This is a genomic window from Pseudoruminococcus sp., from assembly GCF_047012705.1.
Taxonomy (GTDB): domain Bacteria; phylum Bacillota; class Clostridia; order Oscillospirales; family Acutalibacteraceae; genus Pseudoruminococcus.
The window spans coordinates 399,441-414,804 of sequence record NZ_JBKXNW010000001.1; the positions used below are offsets into that span (position 1 = coordinate 399,441).

15 protein-coding genes are annotated in these 15,364 nt (G+C 39.7%); 14 read left to right on the forward strand and 1 reads right to left on the reverse strand.

All coding sequences use genetic code 11. From position 1 onward, the window contains the following. Nucleotides 1-128 precede the first annotated feature (128 nt). The 14 genes from rpmH (at nucleotide 129) to guaB (ending at nucleotide 14,737) form a co-directional block, all read left to right on the forward strand. On the forward strand, nucleotides 129-263 hold the full coding sequence (gene rpmH, locus ACLU24_RS01790) for a 50S ribosomal protein L34 (RefSeq protein ID WP_022263888.1): 135 nt from the start codon (nucleotides 129-131) through the stop codon (nucleotides 261-263). Nucleotides 264-388: 125 nt separating this feature from the next. Next, the gene (rnpA, locus tag ACLU24_RS01795) at nucleotides 389-724 is read left to right on the forward strand and encodes a ribonuclease P protein component (RefSeq protein ID WP_412609931.1); all 336 of its coding nucleotides are present in this window, start codon (nucleotides 389-391) and stop codon (nucleotides 722-724) included. Continuing rightward, the gene (gene yidD, locus ACLU24_RS01800; protein WP_412609933.1) at nucleotides 721-999 is read left to right on the forward strand and encodes a membrane protein insertion efficiency factor YidD; all 279 of its coding nucleotides are present in this window, start codon (nucleotides 721-723) and stop codon (nucleotides 997-999) included. Before rnpA ends, yidD begins: the two co-directional genes overlap by 4 nt. Nucleotides 1,000-1,025: 26 nt before the next feature. Continuing rightward, a complete protein-coding gene (locus ACLU24_RS01805) occupies nucleotides 1,026-2,108 on the forward strand; it encodes a YidC/Oxa1 family membrane protein insertase (RefSeq protein ID WP_412609935.1) in 1,083 nt (360 codons plus the stop codon). A 19-nt stretch (nucleotides 2,109-2,127) separates the two neighbouring features. Then, nucleotides 2,128-2,976: an RNA-binding cell elongation regulator Jag/EloR gene (gene jag, locus ACLU24_RS01810; RefSeq protein WP_412609937.1), complete on the forward strand. Its 849-nt coding sequence runs from the start codon at nucleotides 2,128-2,130 to the stop codon at nucleotides 2,974-2,976. 475 nt (nucleotides 2,977-3,451) lie between these two features. After that, nucleotides 3,452-4,819, forward strand: a complete 1,368-nt coding sequence (mnmE, locus tag ACLU24_RS01815; RefSeq protein ID WP_412609939.1) for a tRNA uridine-5-carboxymethylaminomethyl(34) synthesis GTPase MnmE — start codon at nucleotides 3,452-3,454, stop codon at nucleotides 4,817-4,819. A gap of 1 nt (nucleotide 4,820) precedes the next feature. Further along, nucleotides 4,821-5,351, forward strand: coding sequence for a hypothetical protein (locus ACLU24_RS01820; protein WP_412609941.1), 531 nt, complete (start codon nucleotides 4,821-4,823; stop codon nucleotides 5,349-5,351). Between the two features lie 21 nt (nucleotides 5,352-5,372). Then, on the forward strand, nucleotides 5,373-7,265 hold the full coding sequence (mnmG, locus tag ACLU24_RS01825) for a tRNA uridine-5-carboxymethylaminomethyl(34) synthesis enzyme MnmG (protein ID WP_412609943.1): 1,893 nt from the start codon (nucleotides 5,373-5,375) through the stop codon (nucleotides 7,263-7,265). Continuing rightward, nucleotides 7,262-7,978 (forward strand): 16S rRNA (guanine(527)-N(7))-methyltransferase RsmG, encoded by a 717-nt coding sequence (gene rsmG / locus ACLU24_RS01830; protein ID WP_412609945.1) that lies wholly within the window; start codon nucleotides 7,262-7,264, stop codon nucleotides 7,976-7,978. Before mnmG ends, rsmG begins: the two co-directional genes overlap by 4 nt. A 397-nt stretch (nucleotides 7,979-8,375) precedes the next feature. Then, nucleotides 8,376-9,251: a ParB/RepB/Spo0J family partition protein gene (locus ACLU24_RS01835; RefSeq protein ID WP_412609947.1), complete on the forward strand. Its 876-nt coding sequence runs from the start codon at nucleotides 8,376-8,378 to the stop codon at nucleotides 9,249-9,251. Between the two features lie 371 nt (nucleotides 9,252-9,622). After that, nucleotides 9,623-10,387 carry a ParA family protein gene (locus ACLU24_RS01840; protein WP_412609949.1) on the forward strand — a complete coding sequence of 255 codons (765 nt, stop codon included), beginning with the start codon at nucleotides 9,623-9,625 and terminating at the stop codon, nucleotides 10,385-10,387. Between the two features lie 18 nt (nucleotides 10,388-10,405). Beyond that, nucleotides 10,406-11,269 (forward strand): ParB/RepB/Spo0J family partition protein, encoded by an 864-nt coding sequence (locus ACLU24_RS01845; RefSeq protein ID WP_412609951.1) that lies wholly within the window; start codon nucleotides 10,406-10,408, stop codon nucleotides 11,267-11,269. Between the two features lie 53 nt (nucleotides 11,270-11,322). Beyond that, nucleotides 11,323-12,609 carry a serine--tRNA ligase gene (gene serS, locus ACLU24_RS01850; RefSeq protein ID WP_412609953.1) on the forward strand — a complete coding sequence of 429 codons (1,287 nt, stop codon included), beginning with the start codon at nucleotides 11,323-11,325 and terminating at the stop codon, nucleotides 12,607-12,609. Nucleotides 12,610-13,258: 649 nt separating this feature from the next. Continuing rightward, nucleotides 13,259-14,737, forward strand: a complete 1,479-nt coding sequence (gene guaB / locus ACLU24_RS01855; RefSeq protein ID WP_412609955.1) for an IMP dehydrogenase — start codon at nucleotides 13,259-13,261, stop codon at nucleotides 14,735-14,737. A gap of 173 nt (nucleotides 14,738-14,910) precedes the next feature. Here the strand turns inward: guaB and ACLU24_RS01860 are convergent, their stop codons facing one another. Beyond that, nucleotides 14,911-15,051 (reverse strand): hypothetical protein, encoded by a 141-nt coding sequence (locus tag ACLU24_RS01860; protein WP_412609957.1) that lies wholly within the window; start codon nucleotides 15,049-15,051, stop codon nucleotides 14,911-14,913. Nucleotides 15,052-15,364 lie beyond the last annotated feature (313 nt).

Sequence of the window (15,364 nt, forward strand, 5' to 3'; positions counted from 1 at the left end):
ACTTGACATTTCTACCTTTTATAAGTTATAATGCTAATTTGTAAGGCTTTATCTTTTGTATTCCCACTATCTGGGAAATTCTATCGGTTCCGCCTTCTATTTTGAGATTTTGAAGGGAGGGTTTTGTAATGCTGAGAACTTATCAGCCTAAAAAGCTTCACAGAAAAAAGGAGCATGGCTTCAGAAAGAGAATGTCTACAAGTAACGGCCGCAAGGTTCTTGCCCGTAGAAGAGCTAAGGGCAGAAAAAGATTGACTTACTAATTTTTCGTATTTTTAAGATGAAAGCTTTGTCTTTCTGAGATTTGCCCGAAACTTTTTTCGGGCATTTTCAAAATTTATTTAAAACGGTGTTTTTAGTATTGCGCTTTGGGTGTAGGGTGGTTGCTTTGAACGAGTATGTTGCTTTAAAAAAAAATAACGAGTTCAGAAGACTTTACTCCAAGGGCAGATTTTACCAAAGTCCGCTCATAGTTACTTATGTTATTAAGACAAGACGGAATTGTGTAAGAGTGGGCATTACTACAAGTAAAAAAATCGGTAATGCCGTTTTAAGAAACAGGTCACGCAGAATTATTCGTGAATCGTATCGCTCGCTTTTGCCTGAGCTTAAAACAGGATATGATATTGTTTTTGTTGCAAGGGGTAAAACACCTTTTGTTAAAAGCACAGATGTTTTGCGTGTAATGAAAAAACAGCTGAAGGAAGCGGGGATTCTTAAATGAAGAACCCGCTTATTTGGCTTATTTGTTTTTATAGAAAAAATATTTCTCCGTTAAAGAAAGCACCATGCTGTAAGTTTATTCCTACTTGTTCGACATATGCTCTTGAGGCAGTTAAGGTTCATGGTGCGTTGAAGGGAACGATTCTCTCTGTTTTAAGAATTTTGAGATGTAATCCCTTCTCAAGGGGTGGATATGACCCTGTTCCAGAAAAGAAAATTAAGAAGATTGAATTTAGTGCGGAAAGAAAATTTTTAGGCAAAAGATCCGCAAAATAAAAGGGCGAAGGGAATTGTTCTAAATTATGATGGAATTTTTTAATTTTATAGGAGGAATCTTTGGCTATATCCTCTGGGGTGCATTCTTTCTTGTAAAGAATTTTGGTATAGCTATTATGATTTTTACAATCGTAATTAAGCTGATTATGTTTCCGCTTTCAGTTAAGCAACAAAAATCTATGGCGGCGAACGCGAGATTTCAGGCTAAACAGCAGGAAATAATGAAAAAATATGCAAATAACAGGCAAAAAGCTAACGAGGAAAGTGCTTTACTTATGCAGAAAGAGGGAGCGTCACCTTATTCGGGTTGTCTTACCTCGATACTTCCACTCTTACTTATGATGTGCATTTATTATGCAGTTGTTAATCCGCTGACAAATACTTTCCATATTGCTGCGGATAAAGTTAGTGCTGCTCTTAATACTTTAAGTACACTTCCTGGTATAGGCTCAAGCTTTAATTCCTATTATGGTCAGATTGACCTTGTAAAGTATTTTCCACAGCTTAATCCATATCTCAATAATGCAGATGGTTCTGCAATCTTTAATGCAAATGATGTTAATACTATCAATGACTTCCACAATGGTTTTAACTTCTTAGGTCTTGACCTTCTTGCAACTCCATCAACAGTAGGCTGGAGTTCTATGCTTTGGATTATTCCGGTTCTTTGTTTTGTTACATCAGTTGCAAGTACTTTCCTTATGCAGAAAATGAATGGTACTAATATGAGCGGTCAGGGCGCTGGTTGTATGAAGATTATGTTCCTTGTTATGCCACTCTTTAGTGCATATATCGCTTATACAGTTCCTGCAGCTGTTGGTTTTTATTGGATTGCGTCTACGGTATTCGGTTTCTTACAGTCGATAGTTCTTTATAAGTTCTATAATATGAATATTATGGAAGCTAAGGCAGAAGCTCAGAGAGTTATTCTTCGTGAGCAAGAAGAGGCATCAGCGGAATTTATTAATGCAACTGCAAAGGTAGTTACTGTAGATTCAGAAAAGAGTTCATCTACAACAGAAAAGAAAAATAATAACTCATCTAAAAAGAAGAAAAATTCGTCTAAGAATAAAAACTCAGGTAGTGGATATATGGGAAAGAAAAAATAAATTTCCGAGGTGAAATATAATGATTAAAGAAGCTATTAAAGAGGCTGAAACTATTGAGGAAGCTAAAGCACTTGCTTTGGAGGAATTAGGTATAAGCGAAGATAAAGCACAGTTTGAGGTTCTTATTCAGCCTGAAAAGAAAAAGTTTGGTTTGTTTGGCGGTTCACTTGCAAAGGTAAAAGTATTTTATGAAGAAACTCCGACAGATATTGCTAAAGCATATCTTACGGATGTTCTTACGAAGCTTGGTGTTACTAATGTAATTATTGAAGCAAATGAAACCGAAGATGGTGCGGAATTTGATGTGAATGGTGACGATATAGGTTTTATTATCGGACATAGAGGAGAAACTCTTGATGCGCTTCAATATCTTACAGGTTTAGTTGTAAACCATATAAATGATGAATATTTCCGAGTAATAATCAATATCGGAAATTATCGTGAGAAGAGAGAAAAGACTCTTGAAATTCTTGGCAGAAAGCTTGCTTTTAAGGCTTGCAAGACAGGCGAAAAGGTTTCACTTGAGCCTATGAATCCATACGAGAGAAGAATCATACACACAGCCGTACAAAAGGTTCGTGGAGCAACTTCATGGTCTGAGGGCGAGAATCTTCAAAGGCATGTTGTTATCGGTCCTGACCGCAAAAAGCAGTCTTATGGAAATAAAAACGGAAGATATAACAGCGGTTATGGCAATAGAAATAGTAATCAGCCACGCAGACGCTCAGGCGACTATCAGCGTCGTGAATATACAGATGAACAGCAAAGACATCCGGACGACAGCGTTTTCTCTACATTTGAGAGCGAGCATCTTGAAGAAGCACCAACAACATCGCTTTACGGCAAAATTGAAATAAACAAAGACTAATTTTTCAAAAGAGCATCGCTGTATTTTCGGCGATGCTCTTTTTGTGGGTGCCGACCCACGGCGAAGACGCGGAATCGCTCGACAAGTCTCGCTCGTGGTGTGGTGGGGGAAGTTGGTTGACGCGGATGAAGTAGCTACCGTAGCCGAACAAGCGGTGCTGTTCGGCTCTACCGATTAGCTAACAGACTTTCGAAAGACAATTAAAAGTTTTGCTCAAGGCGGCGAGCCGCCGCAGCCAAGACGCGGAATCGCTCGACAAGTCTCGCTTGTGGTGTGGTGAAGGAAGTTAATTGACGCGGATGAAGTAGCTACCGTAGCCGAAAGGGCGGTGCCGTTCGGCTCTACCGATTAGCTAACAAATTTTCCAAAGACACTTAAAAGTTTTGCTCAAGCTTTTTTAAAAGCTTGCAGGGTCGAGGGACAGCGTCCCTCGTAGGTTTTAAGGGCAACGCCCTTAACATAAAGGAGATTATGTATGAATGAAAAAACTATTGCTGCAATAGCGACTGCACAAGGGGCAGGCGGTATCGGAATTATAAGAATTTCAGGGTGTGATGCTCTTGAAATTTCTCAAAAGGTATTTAAATCAATAACTGGCAGAAACATTTCGGAAATGAAAGGCTATACTGCGGCTTATGGACATATCTATGATGGCGATGAGCTTATAGATAGTGGCGTTCTGCTTGTGTATCTTGCTCCGCATAGCTATACCGGAGAAAATGTTGCTGAAATTTCTTGTCACGGCGGTTTGTATGTTACGAAAAGAGTGCTTAGAGCTGTACTCAATGCCGGTGCAAGTATGGCTGAGGCTGGTGAATTTACGAAAAGAGCCTTTCTTAACGGCAAAATCGGCTTAACTGAAGCTGAGGGAGTTATGGATATAATCTCCGCAAGAGGTGAGCAATCCAGCCGTGCGGCACTTGGTGCTATGGATGGTGCTTTGAGAAAAAAGATTGATTCTGTTAAGGAAAATCTTATAACAAGTGCGGCTCATCTTTCGGCTTGGGCAGATTATCCTGAAGATGATATTCCCGCAGTTTCTACAGAAAATCTTACAGGAGAGCTTAATTCAAGCATAGATATTCTCGATAAGCTTCTTGCAACATATGACGCAGGAAAGGCTATTCGTGAGGGAATAGATACAGTTATCGCAGGAAAGCCAAATGTCGGCAAAAGTACGCTTATGAACTTGCTTTCAGGCTATGAACGCTCGATTGTTACGGATATTCCCGGAACTACTCGTGATGTTATCGAAGATACTGTTATGCTTGGAGATATACCGCTTTGTTTATCTGATACAGCCGGAATAAGGGCAACTGATGACCCAGTTGAAAGTATCGGTGTAGAAAAGGCTCGAAAAAGGGTAAAAAGTGCAGGCTTGGTGCTTGCTGTTTTTGATTCATCAAAGGAACTTTGTGACGATGACAGAGAGCTTATTGGGCTTATAAAGGATTGTCCGAGTGTGGCTGTTATAAATAAGAGTGACCTCGAAACTGCGATTGATATGGATTATATCAGGAAAAATGTCAAGAATGTGGTGTTTATATCGGCTAAATCTGGGTCGGGTGCATCTGAACTTGAAAAAGTTGTTTCGGATATAATCGGTACTTCACAGCTTGACCCTTCGGCGGCAATTATTGCGAATGAACGACAGAGAGATTGTGCAAAGAGGGCGAGAGATTTTCTGAATGAGGCAATAAATGCCCTTGAAATGGGGATAACTCTTGATGCTGTTACAGTAATAATAGAGGACGCAATTTCTGCGTTACTTGAGCTTACCGGAGAAAGAGCCTCCGAAGCGGTTGTGGATTCGGTATTCTCACACTTCTGTGTAGGTAAGTAATATGAGCTATAGTGAGTATACAGAAGGAATTTTTGATGGAGATAAATTAGAATATTCTGATGAAATAGGTGGAAATATAGGGATTTTTGAAGAATCAGATTATAACTATTTTTTCAGTTCAAATTCTATATGTTCTTATCTGTGCGATTATGAAACGGCTAAGAATACAGACTTATTAAAGTATAAGGGCGCTCAGGTTGTTGTATGCTATAAAAGATATTCAGTTATTGAGAACGGAAAAATTACTTTTATAAATCAGAATTTTGATAATGACCTCAAAGAGGTAAATAAAGGCTTTTATGTTTTTACCGAAAAAATGAGAGTAAGACACGATGTCTGTGTGACAGAATATTCTGACGGCAGAGAAGAAAAAAAGGATAGATATATTAAATATAATATTATTTCTGATAAATGCAATGATGTTATGAAAACATTGGATATTGCAAAAAAATATTCATTGGAACATAATACAAGATGTGTTGTTGCTATGGCTGTGTTTGGCTATGACAGATATATGGATTCTTATATATAAAATTTTATTGTAGGTGATATTATGGTTGATGTTGCAGGAAAATATGATGTTGCGGTTATAGGTGCAGGACACGCCGGAATTGAGGCGGCTCTTGCTTCTGCAAGGCTTGGTTGTAAAACGGCAGTATTTACGATAAATATGGACGCTGTCGGAAACTGCCCTTGTAATCCGTCTATCGGCGGTACTGCAAAGGGACATCTTGTAAGAGAGCTTGACGCTTTAGGCGGTGAAATGGGCAAGGCTGCCGATGAGACATTTTTGCAGATGCGTATGCTTAACAGGGGAAAAGGTCCTGCGGTTCATTCACTAAGAGCCCAAATTGACAGAAGAGCATATGCGGAGAGAATGAAGCATTGTCTTGAATTACAGAAAAACCTTGAACTAAGGCAAGCCGAAATTACAAACCTTGTAAAGAATGATGATGGAGAATGGGAACTTACAACAAGGCTAAAAACTAAGTATCTTGCAAAGGCTGTTGTTATTGCTACGGGTACATATCTTGGCGGTGTTGTATTTGTCGGTGATGTTTCATACGAGAGTGGTCCGGACGGTATTTTTCCGTCAAAATTCTTGCCTGACGCCCTTAAAAATATGGGTATGAGCATAAGAAGATTTAAGACCGGTACTCCTGCGAGAGTACTTAAATCGAGCATAGATTTTACAGACCTTGAGGAACAAGCTGGTGATGAACCTGTTACACCGTTCTCATATGATACCCTCGAACCTGGTAAAAATAAGGTTCTTTGCCACATAAGCTGGACAAATGAAAAGACTAAAAAGATTATTCTCGATAATCTTCACAGGTCGCCGCTTTACAGTGGAAAAATTGAGGGTATAGGTCCGAGATATTGCCCGAGTATTGAAGATAAGATTGTTCGTTTCTCAGAAAAGGAAAGACATCAGTTATTCATCGAGCCTTGTGGCTTGAATACAGAGGAAATGTATTTACAGGGTATGAGTTCATCACTTCCAGAAGATGTTCAGACGGCATTCTATCATTCGATTAAAGGCCTTGAAAATGCTGTTATTATGCGTCCTGCATATGCTATTGAATATTATTGCTGCGACCCTTTACAGCTTAGAAGAACACTTGAATTTATCGACTTTGAAAATCTCTATGGTGCAGGACAGTTTAACGGTAGTTCGGGTTATGAGGAGGCTGCTGTTCAGGGCTTTGTTGCAGGCGTAAATGCTGCGTTGAAGATTCTCGGCAGAGAGCCGATGATTCTTGACAGAGCAAGCTCATATATAGGAACGCTTATTGATGACCTCGTAACAAAGGGCTGTCAGGACCCTTACAGAATGATGACTTCCCGTTCTGAATATCGTCTTGTACTTCGTCAGGATAATGCGGATTCAAGACTTACACCAATCGGCAGAAAGATTGGTTTGATAAATGATGAGAGATGGGAACGCTTTAACAAAAAACAAGAACTTATCAAAGAGGAGCTTAAACGAGTTAAATCGACAGTTATTGCACCTTCTGAAAAGGTAAACAAGATACTTGTTTCACGTGAAACATCTGCGATAAACACAGGTGTAAGACTTATAGATTTAATTAAGCGACCACAGCTTGGTTATGACGCATTGTCGGAAATTGATGAAAATCGTCCGAATATAGACCGCAATATTTTTGAACAGGTTGAAACGGAGATTAAGTATGAGGGATATATAAAGCGTCAGCTTATCGTTATAGACCAAGTACGCAGACTTGAAGACAAGATTTTGCCTGAAAATATAGACTATAACGCTATTGACGGATTAAGACTTGAAGCAAGAGAAAAGCTTACAAAGGTTCGTCCTGAGAATATCGGTCAAGCAAGTAGAATTTCGGGAGTAAGTCCAGCGGATATTTCTGTTTTGGTTATCTACCTTGCATCGCTTAGAAATAAGAATAATGGAGGTGCAAAATGAGCATAATTTCTGAAACTATGAAAAAGTGGGCTGATGAAAACGAAATCACTCTTAATGAGGTTCAACTTGAAAAGTTTGAAAACTATGCAAAAATACTTGTTGAATGGAACGAGAAAATCAATCTTACAGCAATAACAGAACCAAAAGAAATTGCTGTTAAACATTTTATAGACAGCTTAACTGTTTTGAAAGCTTTTAATATAAAGAAAAATGCGGCTATGATTGATGTAGGTACGGGTGCGGGTTTTCCGTCTGTTCCGCTGAAAATTGTCAGAGATGATATACAGCTTACATTGCTTGATAGCCTTAACAAGAGAATAAATTTTCTTAATCAGCTTTGTGACGGAATTGATATTAAGGCGGAAACGATTCATTCTCGTGCAGAGGACGCCGGTAGAAACAAATCGTATCGTGAAAGCTTTGATATAGCTGTTTCACGAGCAGTTGCAAATCTTCCATCACTGTGCGAATACTGTATTCCGTTTGTGAAAAAAGGCGGTTCGTTTATAGCTATGAAAGGCAAGGACGGCCTTGCAGAGCTTGAATCTGCTAAAAATGCAATTAGTATTCTTGGCGGAATATGCAAAGAGGATAATGATTATATTACCTTACCAGACGGCGAAAAGAGAATTATCTTTATAATAGAAAAGATTCAATTTACGCCTGAGAAATATCCACGCAGAGGTGTTAAGATAAATAAGCTTCCGTTGTAAGATTGAGGCAGCTACAATTTTGAATTGTGGCTGTTTTTTTATTTTGTTAGCAACTAAAGGCGGACAAGGTCCGCTTTTAGAGAAAAAAGAAAAGTTAAGGGCTTTGTCCTTAAAACCCACAATGGACTCCGTCCCTTGAACCTGTAAACCTTTGAAAAGGTTTGAGCGAAACTGTTAATTTTCTTAGAAAAGTTGATTAAATAATCGGTAGTTTCTTTATCCGTGATAACATAAATAAAGCGAGGCTTGCAAAATGATTCCATATCTTGAAGGTGGCGATTTGTTGCCTTAACTTGGAGTTTTTTCAAAGTTTTATGATTGTTTTGTCATAACTTATATTGCGACGAATTTCTATATTTCCTTATGTTACGATTATTTCCACAAGGAGATGATTTAAATGGTTATCAACACCAAAGGAGAAAAAAAAGTTATAGAAATCCCAATTATATCAATTCGCCCATGCAAAAACCAAGCAAGAGTTTATTTTAAGCGTGATGAGATGCAAGAGCTTGCAATAAGTATCAGAGAAAATGGTATTCTTCAACCATTGACTGTTCGCAGAGTTAGCAAGAATGAATACGAGCTTATTGCAGGTGAACGCAGACTTCGTGCAGCATCAATGTGTGGAATGAAATCTGTACCTTGCATAATTGTTAGCTGCGATGAAGGACAAGCTACAGTATTTAGCTTACTGGAAAATCTTCAGCGTGAAAATTTGAATATCTTTGAGGAGGCTGAGGGTATACGCAAACTTATTATTACCTGTGGACTTACTCAAATGGAGGCTGCAAGAAAGCTTGGAAAAAGGCAATCTACGGTTGCAAATAAGTTAAGACTTTTGCGTTTAACAAGAGAAGAGAGGGATTACATAATCCGTTCGGACCTTTCTGAACGCCATGCAAGAGCCCTGATTAAAATTGATGACGAAACTACTCGAAAACTGGCGCTTAGTGAGGTTATTTCAAGCGGTCTTAATGTTAAACAAACGGAAAAGCTTGTAGAAAAGTTACTGAGTAATGTTCCGGCAAAGAAAGCTAAACAAACTACGAAAATTATATATAAAGATATACGGATTTTCGTAAATACGATTTCTAAAGCTATTGATACTATGAAAAGTTCTGGAATAGACGCAATTTCAGAAAAAAATGAAACTGATGATTATATCGAATACTGTGTAAGGATTCCTAAGACAGCAATTCCACAGACAACAACAGAAGCCGATACATCAAATGTGGAAGAAGGTGAGATTATTCCAATTTTGCAAAACGCATAATTACTTAATATCTTTAAGAGAGGTGAGAACCTCTCTTTTTTTATTTATCACTGTTTCATGTGAAACAGTGGAGAATGTTAATTAGAAAAATGTTCCACGTGAAACAATAGGGAGTATTAATCAAGAAATGTTTCATGTGAAACATCTTAGAGGGTGATTTTATGATTAATAGTGGTTATAATGTAGAAAAAGCAATTTATAAGGATAAAATTTGATATTTCCCTTTAATTTTGATTGCGGTTGTGATATAATATTTTTGTTGCGAAAAATGACTGATTTACAGCTTTTTGCAGTGTGATTTATCAAAAATAACTTTCTTATGAGGAAATTTTGATTTGTATAACAATAAAAAGATTGGGCAGTGATATAGATTGGCAAAAATTATAGCAGTTACTAACCAAAAAGGCGGAGTCGGTAAGACTACGACAGCTGTCAACCTTTCGGCTGGTGTTGGACTCCTTGGTAAAAAGGTTCTTTTAGTAGATATAGATCCACAGGGCAATGCAACAAGCGGCGTCGGCATTGATAAAAGAAGCATAAGAAATTCATCTTATGATATTCTTGTAAGTGGAATAAATTCTAAACAGGCGATTATACATACAGAATTCAAGGAACTTGATATTATTCCTGCAAGTATGAATCTTGCTGCGGCAGAGCTTGAGCTTTCAGAGCTTGAGCATAGAGAGGCAAGACTTAAAAATGCTCTTGCACAGCTAAGAGCAGAATATGATTTTATTTTCATAGATTGTCCTCCGTCTCTTGGTCTTGTTACAGCGAATGCACTTTGTGCGGCGGATAGTTTGCTTGTTCCGATTCAACCTGAATATTACGCTCTTGAGGGACTTTCACAGCTTATGAATACAGTTCGCAGAATAAAGCGTTCGTATAATGAAAGACTTGAAATTGAGGGCGTTTTGCTGACAATGTATGACGGCAGACTTAATCTTACTCAACAGGTTGTAGCAGAGGTTAAACGCTATTTTCCGAAAAAGGTTTTCACAAGCGTTATTCCTCGTGGAGTAAGACTTTCAGAGGCACCGAGTTTCGGAAAGCCGATTATGTACTTTGATAAATCTTGCAAAGGCTCGGTAATGTATAATGCCTTGGCAGAGGAAATTATAAGAAACAATTCTTGAGAAAGGAGCTTAGCTTAGATGGCAGGAAAATTAGGCGGTCTTGGAAAAGGACTTGACGCAATATTCATTGAGAACGATACAAATGATAGCAATAGTAATGTTTTTCTTAAAATTTCGGATATAGAGCCAAACAGGGACCAACCTCGGAAGGAATTTAACGAAGAGGCTCTTCGAGAGCTTGCAGACTCTATCGCAACACATGGTGTTCTTCAACCACTTCTTGTCAGACCACTTGCCGGCGGCGGTTATCAGCTCGTTGCAGGTGAACGCCGTTGGAGAGCAAGTCGAATGGCAGGACTTTCAGAAGTACCTGTTGTTATTCGAGAGATGACCGACAGCGAAATGACACAGATTGCACTTATTGAGAATCTTCAGCGTGAAGACTTGAATTCAGTCGAAGAGGCACTCGGTTATAAATCGCTTATGGACACTTATAATCTTACACAGGACGAGGTTGCAAAGGCTGTCGGAAAATCAAGACCGGCTGTTGCAAATGTAATGCGACTTCTGAATCTTCCGGAAGAAATTCAGGATATGCTCAAGGACGGCGAGATCAGCGCAGGTCACGCAAGAGCCTTACTTGGAATCGCTGACAAAGAAACTATGATTAAAATAGCGAAATCTATCGTACCACAGGATTTAACCGTAAGAGATGTAGAGCGTTTGGCGAAGAAACAAAATACAGATAAAAAACCAAAATCTGAAAAGCAATATCTAAAGCGTGCTCCAATATATGATGAGGTTGAGCTTTCACTTAATGAACATCTCAGCCGTAGGGTTAAGGTTATGAATGATAAGGAAAATAACGGCACGCTTGAGATAGAATTTTATAGTGAGGACGATTTGATTCAGCTCGCAAAGCTTCTCGGTGGAGAAGAATAAATATACCTGAAATTTATTTTATATAAATCTATTTAAATCTAAGGAGAATAACAATGATTGATATTAAACTTATCAGAGAAAAAGCAGACGAAGTAAAGGCAAAAATTAAAAAGCGTAATATGGACCTTGATTCCGTAGTTGATAACATTATTGAAATTGATGCTAAACGCAGAGAGGTTATCGGTAAGGTTGAGGCTATGAAGGCTGAACAGAATGCAGCTTCTAAGGAAATTCCTCAAATCAAGAAGGCTGGCGGTGACGCTTCCGAAATTATGGCTAAGATGAAAGAGCTTGTAGCACAAATTAAGGAAGAGGACGCAAAGCTTCAGGAACTCGACCAAAAGCAAAAAGAACTTCTTCTTGGCTTGCCAAACCTTCCTGATGACGATGTTGTTGCAGGTGACAAGGAACAGAATGTACCTGTAAGATATTTCGGCGAAAAGCCAAAGTTTGACTTTGAGGCAAAGAACCATGTTGACCTTTGCGAAAGCCTCGGTATGATTGACTATCAGCGTGGTGCAAAGATTGCTGGTTCAGGCAGCTGGCTCTATCGTGGTTGGGGTTCAAGACTTGAATGGGCATTGCTTAATTTCTTCGTTAATGAGCATATTGCAGATGGTTATGAGTTCATTCTCCCACCACACATGCTCAACTATGAATGTGGCTATGTTGCAGGTCAGTTCCCTAAGTTTACAGATGAGGTTTACTGGATTCAGAACCCAACAAGCAACGATAAGAAGTTTATGCTTCCAACAGCAGAAACCGCTCTCGTAAATCTTCACAGAGATGAGATTATTCCAACAGAGGAACTTCCTAAGAAGTATATCGCTTATACACCTTGCTATCGTAGAGAGGCTGGAAGTTACCGTAGCGAAGAGCGTGGTATGATTCGTGGTCACCAGTTCAACAAGGTTGAAATGGTTCAGTATACAGAGGACGATAAGTCAGATATCGCTTTCGAGGAGCTTGTTGGAAAGGCAGAAAGAATTGTTCAGGAACTTGGTCTTCATTACAGACTCAGCAAGCTTGCTGCCGGTGACTGCTCATTCTCTATGGCAAGAACATACGATATTGAAGTATGGATTCCAAGTATGGAAATTTATAAAGAAGTCAGCTCAGCATCTAATGCAAGAGATTATCAGGCTCGTAGAGGAAATATCAGATATAGAGGTGCAGACAAGAAGGTTCACTTTGCACATACTCTTAACGCATCAGGTCTTGCAACAAGCCGTGTTATCCCTGCAATCGTAGAGCAATATCAGAACGCAGACGGTTCTGTCACAGTTCCAAAAGTTCTCCGTCCTTATATGGGAATAGATGTTATAAAGAAGCCTTGCTAAGTTAATGGCTTTGACCTTAAAAACCACCAAAGGCTCCGCCTTTGGAAACTGCAAGCTTTTGAAAAAGCTTGATTAAGTATCTTTCGGTAGTTTTTTCTACCGCAGCAACAATTTTCCCTAATCAACTACGAGTAAGGCTTGCCGAGCGATTCTGTGTCTTGTCATGTGCGGTCACGCACCGCGTCTTGGGAGCGGCGGCTCGCCGCTTTGAGCAAAACTTTTAACTATTTTACGGGAAAAAGTGTATGTGCGAACACAGTTCGCCCGTATGGTGTAAAATTTTAACGGTTTTGCTTTTGATAGTAGTTTATAATAAAATTTTGAATCCACAACTCTCTATTTGAGTTGTGGATTTTAGTTTATCGACCACAAATGAAAGCCCATTCGGTAGTTTCTTCAATCGCATCAATAAACTTATTATGTGAATGTCGGGGGTTTGCTTGCAAGACCGATTTTGCATCTTGACAGCTGCGGCTCGCCGCCGAACTGCGTTCGCCCGCAAGTTAGTTTTATTGACGATTTTTGCTTCTACAAAAAATGAAGAAGTATGAATTATAATTCCTATAAGGCATAAAAAATAATTCTCGTTGTGATATAATAAATAAATTAACAACCGTTTATATTTACAGATTACTGAGGAGGAATTGTGATGATCGATAAGAGTTTTCAAGAGAAATTTATCAAAGAGGGTCTTACCTTCGATGATGTTTTGCTTATCCCGGGAGAATCAAATGTTGAGCCAAAGGATGTTGACATCAGTACTCACCTCACCAAAAAGGTTAAGCTGAACACACCTATTATTACAGCTGCGATGGATACCGTTACAGAAGCAAGAATGGCGATAGCTATTGCTCGTGAGGGCGGTATCGGCGTTATCCATAAGAATATGCCTATCGAAACACAGGCTGACCAAGTTGACAGAGTTAAAAGGTCAGAAAACGGAGTTATAGTAAATCCGTTCTTCCTTACTCCTGACCACTATGTTTCTGATGCAAACCAGCTTATGGCTAAGTATAAAATTTCAGGTGTACCTATCTGTCGTGATGGTAAGCTTGTCGGCATTATAACTAACCGTGATATGAGATTTATGTCCGACAGCGACTATAATCAGAGAATAGCTGATGTTATGACTCACGAACAGCTTGTAACAGCTCCGGTTGGTACAACGCTTCCGGAAGCACAGGAAATTCTTAGAAAACATAAAATCGAAAAACTCCCTCTCGTTGATGAAAATGGTGCGTTAAAGGGACTCATTACAATTAAAGATATTGAAAAGAGCGTACAGTATCCTAATTCTGCTCGTGACGAGAGCGGTCGTTTGCTTTGTGCAGCGGCTATTGGCGGTACTCCTGATGTTCTTGAGAGAGTTGCAGAGCTTGTTAAGGCTCAGGTTGATGTTCTTGTGCTTGATTCTGCACACGGACACAATAGCAATATCGTTAAATCCGTAGCTAAGGTTAAAAAAGCATTCCCTAATGTTCAGCTTGTTGCCGGTAATATCGCAACTGCTGAGGCTGCAAAGGCTCTTATTGATGCCGGTGCAGACTGCGTTAAGGTTGGTATCGGTCCTGGTTCTATCTGCACAACAAGAGTTGTTGCAGGTATCGGCGTTCCACAGATTACAGCTATCTTTGATGCAGCTAACGAGGCTTCTAAGCAAGGTATTCCTGTTATCGCAGATGGCGGTGTAAAATATTCGGGTGATATTGTTAAGGCTCTTGCTGCTGGTGGCAGCGTTGTTATGATTGGTTCACTCGTTGCAGGTTGTGAAGAATCTCCAGGAGAGAGCGAAATCTACCAAGGCAGACAGTTCAAGGTATATCGTGGAATGGGCAGTCTTGGAGCAATGGGCAGAGGCAGCTCGGACAGATACTTCCAGGCAAGCAATAAGAAATTCGTTCCGGAGGGCGTTGAAGGTCGTGTTCCTTATAAGGGAATGTTGGCAGATACTATTTATCAGCTTATGGGCGGTCTCAGAGCTGGTATGGGATATACAGGCTGTGCTACAATCCAAGAGCTTCACGATAAGGCTAAGTTTGTTAAGATTACAGGTGCAGGTCTTAAAGAAAGCCACCCACACGATATTCAGATTACAAAGGAAGCACCAAACTATTCCTTCCATCAATAATATTATAAACATAGAGGACAAGCCAAATTTATGGCTTGTCCTTTTTGATTAAAGGAAAATATCTAAAAGATACTTAAAAGTTTTGCACAAGGCGGCGAGTCACCGCCCCAAAGACGCGGAATTGCTCGACACTTATAGGAGAAACTTATTGACACGGTCGAAAAAACTACCGCTTAGCTTAAAAACTTACCTAAGACACTTAAAAGTTTTGCACAAGCTTTTTCAAAAGCTTGTGGGTCAAGGGCAACGCCCTTGTCGCTCTCCGCAGAGAGCGACACACCTTTGGGCGAAGCCCAACATTTCTTTTTTTCCAATCGGCGGATTTTATCCGCCGATAAATTCTTCTTGTTTGCAACATTAGTCTCTAAGGGCGGACAAAGTCCGCCCTTTAAAGGCAAGAGATGTTAAGGGCTTTGCCCTTAAAACCCACGAGGGACGCTGTCCCTCGACCCTGCGAGCCTTTGAAAAGGCTCGAGCGAAACTTTTAGTTGTCTTGGGGAAGTTTATTAGTTAATCGGTGGTTTCTTCGACCGCGGCAATAAACTTACCTTGTAAGTGTCGAGTGAGGCTTGCCGAGCGATTCCGCGTCTTGGCAGCGGCGGCACGCCGCCTCGAGCGAAACTTTTA

Excerpts from the sequence above, each read along its gene's own strand:
- rpmH (WP_022263888.1), top strand. The coding sequence starts at position 129 with ATGCTGAGAACTTATCAGCCTAAAAAGCTTCACAGAAAAAAGGAGCAT.
- yidD (WP_412609933.1), top strand. The coding sequence starts at position 721 with ATGAAGAACCCGCTTATTTGGCTTATTTGTTTTTATAGAAAAAATATT.
- ACLU24_RS01805 (WP_412609935.1), top strand. The coding sequence starts at position 1,026 with ATGATGGAATTTTTTAATTTTATAGGAGGAATCTTTGGCTATATCCTC.
- jag (WP_412609937.1), top strand. The coding sequence starts at position 2,128 with ATGATTAAAGAAGCTATTAAAGAGGCTGAAACTATTGAGGAAGCTAAA.
- mnmE (WP_412609939.1), top strand. The coding sequence starts at position 3,452 with ATGAATGAAAAAACTATTGCTGCAATAGCGACTGCACAAGGGGCAGGC.
- ACLU24_RS01820 (WP_412609941.1), top strand. The coding sequence starts at position 4,821 with ATGAGCTATAGTGAGTATACAGAAGGAATTTTTGATGGAGATAAATTA.
- mnmG (WP_412609943.1), top strand. The coding sequence starts at position 5,373 with ATGGTTGATGTTGCAGGAAAATATGATGTTGCGGTTATAGGTGCAGGA.
- rsmG (WP_412609945.1), top strand. The coding sequence starts at position 7,262 with ATGAGCATAATTTCTGAAACTATGAAAAAGTGGGCTGATGAAAACGAA.
- ACLU24_RS01835 (WP_412609947.1), top strand. The coding sequence starts at position 8,376 with ATGGTTATCAACACCAAAGGAGAAAAAAAAGTTATAGAAATCCCAATT.
- ACLU24_RS01845 (WP_412609951.1), top strand. The coding sequence starts at position 10,406 with ATGGCAGGAAAATTAGGCGGTCTTGGAAAAGGACTTGACGCAATATTC.
- serS (WP_412609953.1), top strand. The coding sequence starts at position 11,323 with ATGATTGATATTAAACTTATCAGAGAAAAAGCAGACGAAGTAAAGGCA.
- guaB (WP_412609955.1), top strand. The coding sequence starts at position 13,259 with ATGATCGATAAGAGTTTTCAAGAGAAATTTATCAAAGAGGGTCTTACC.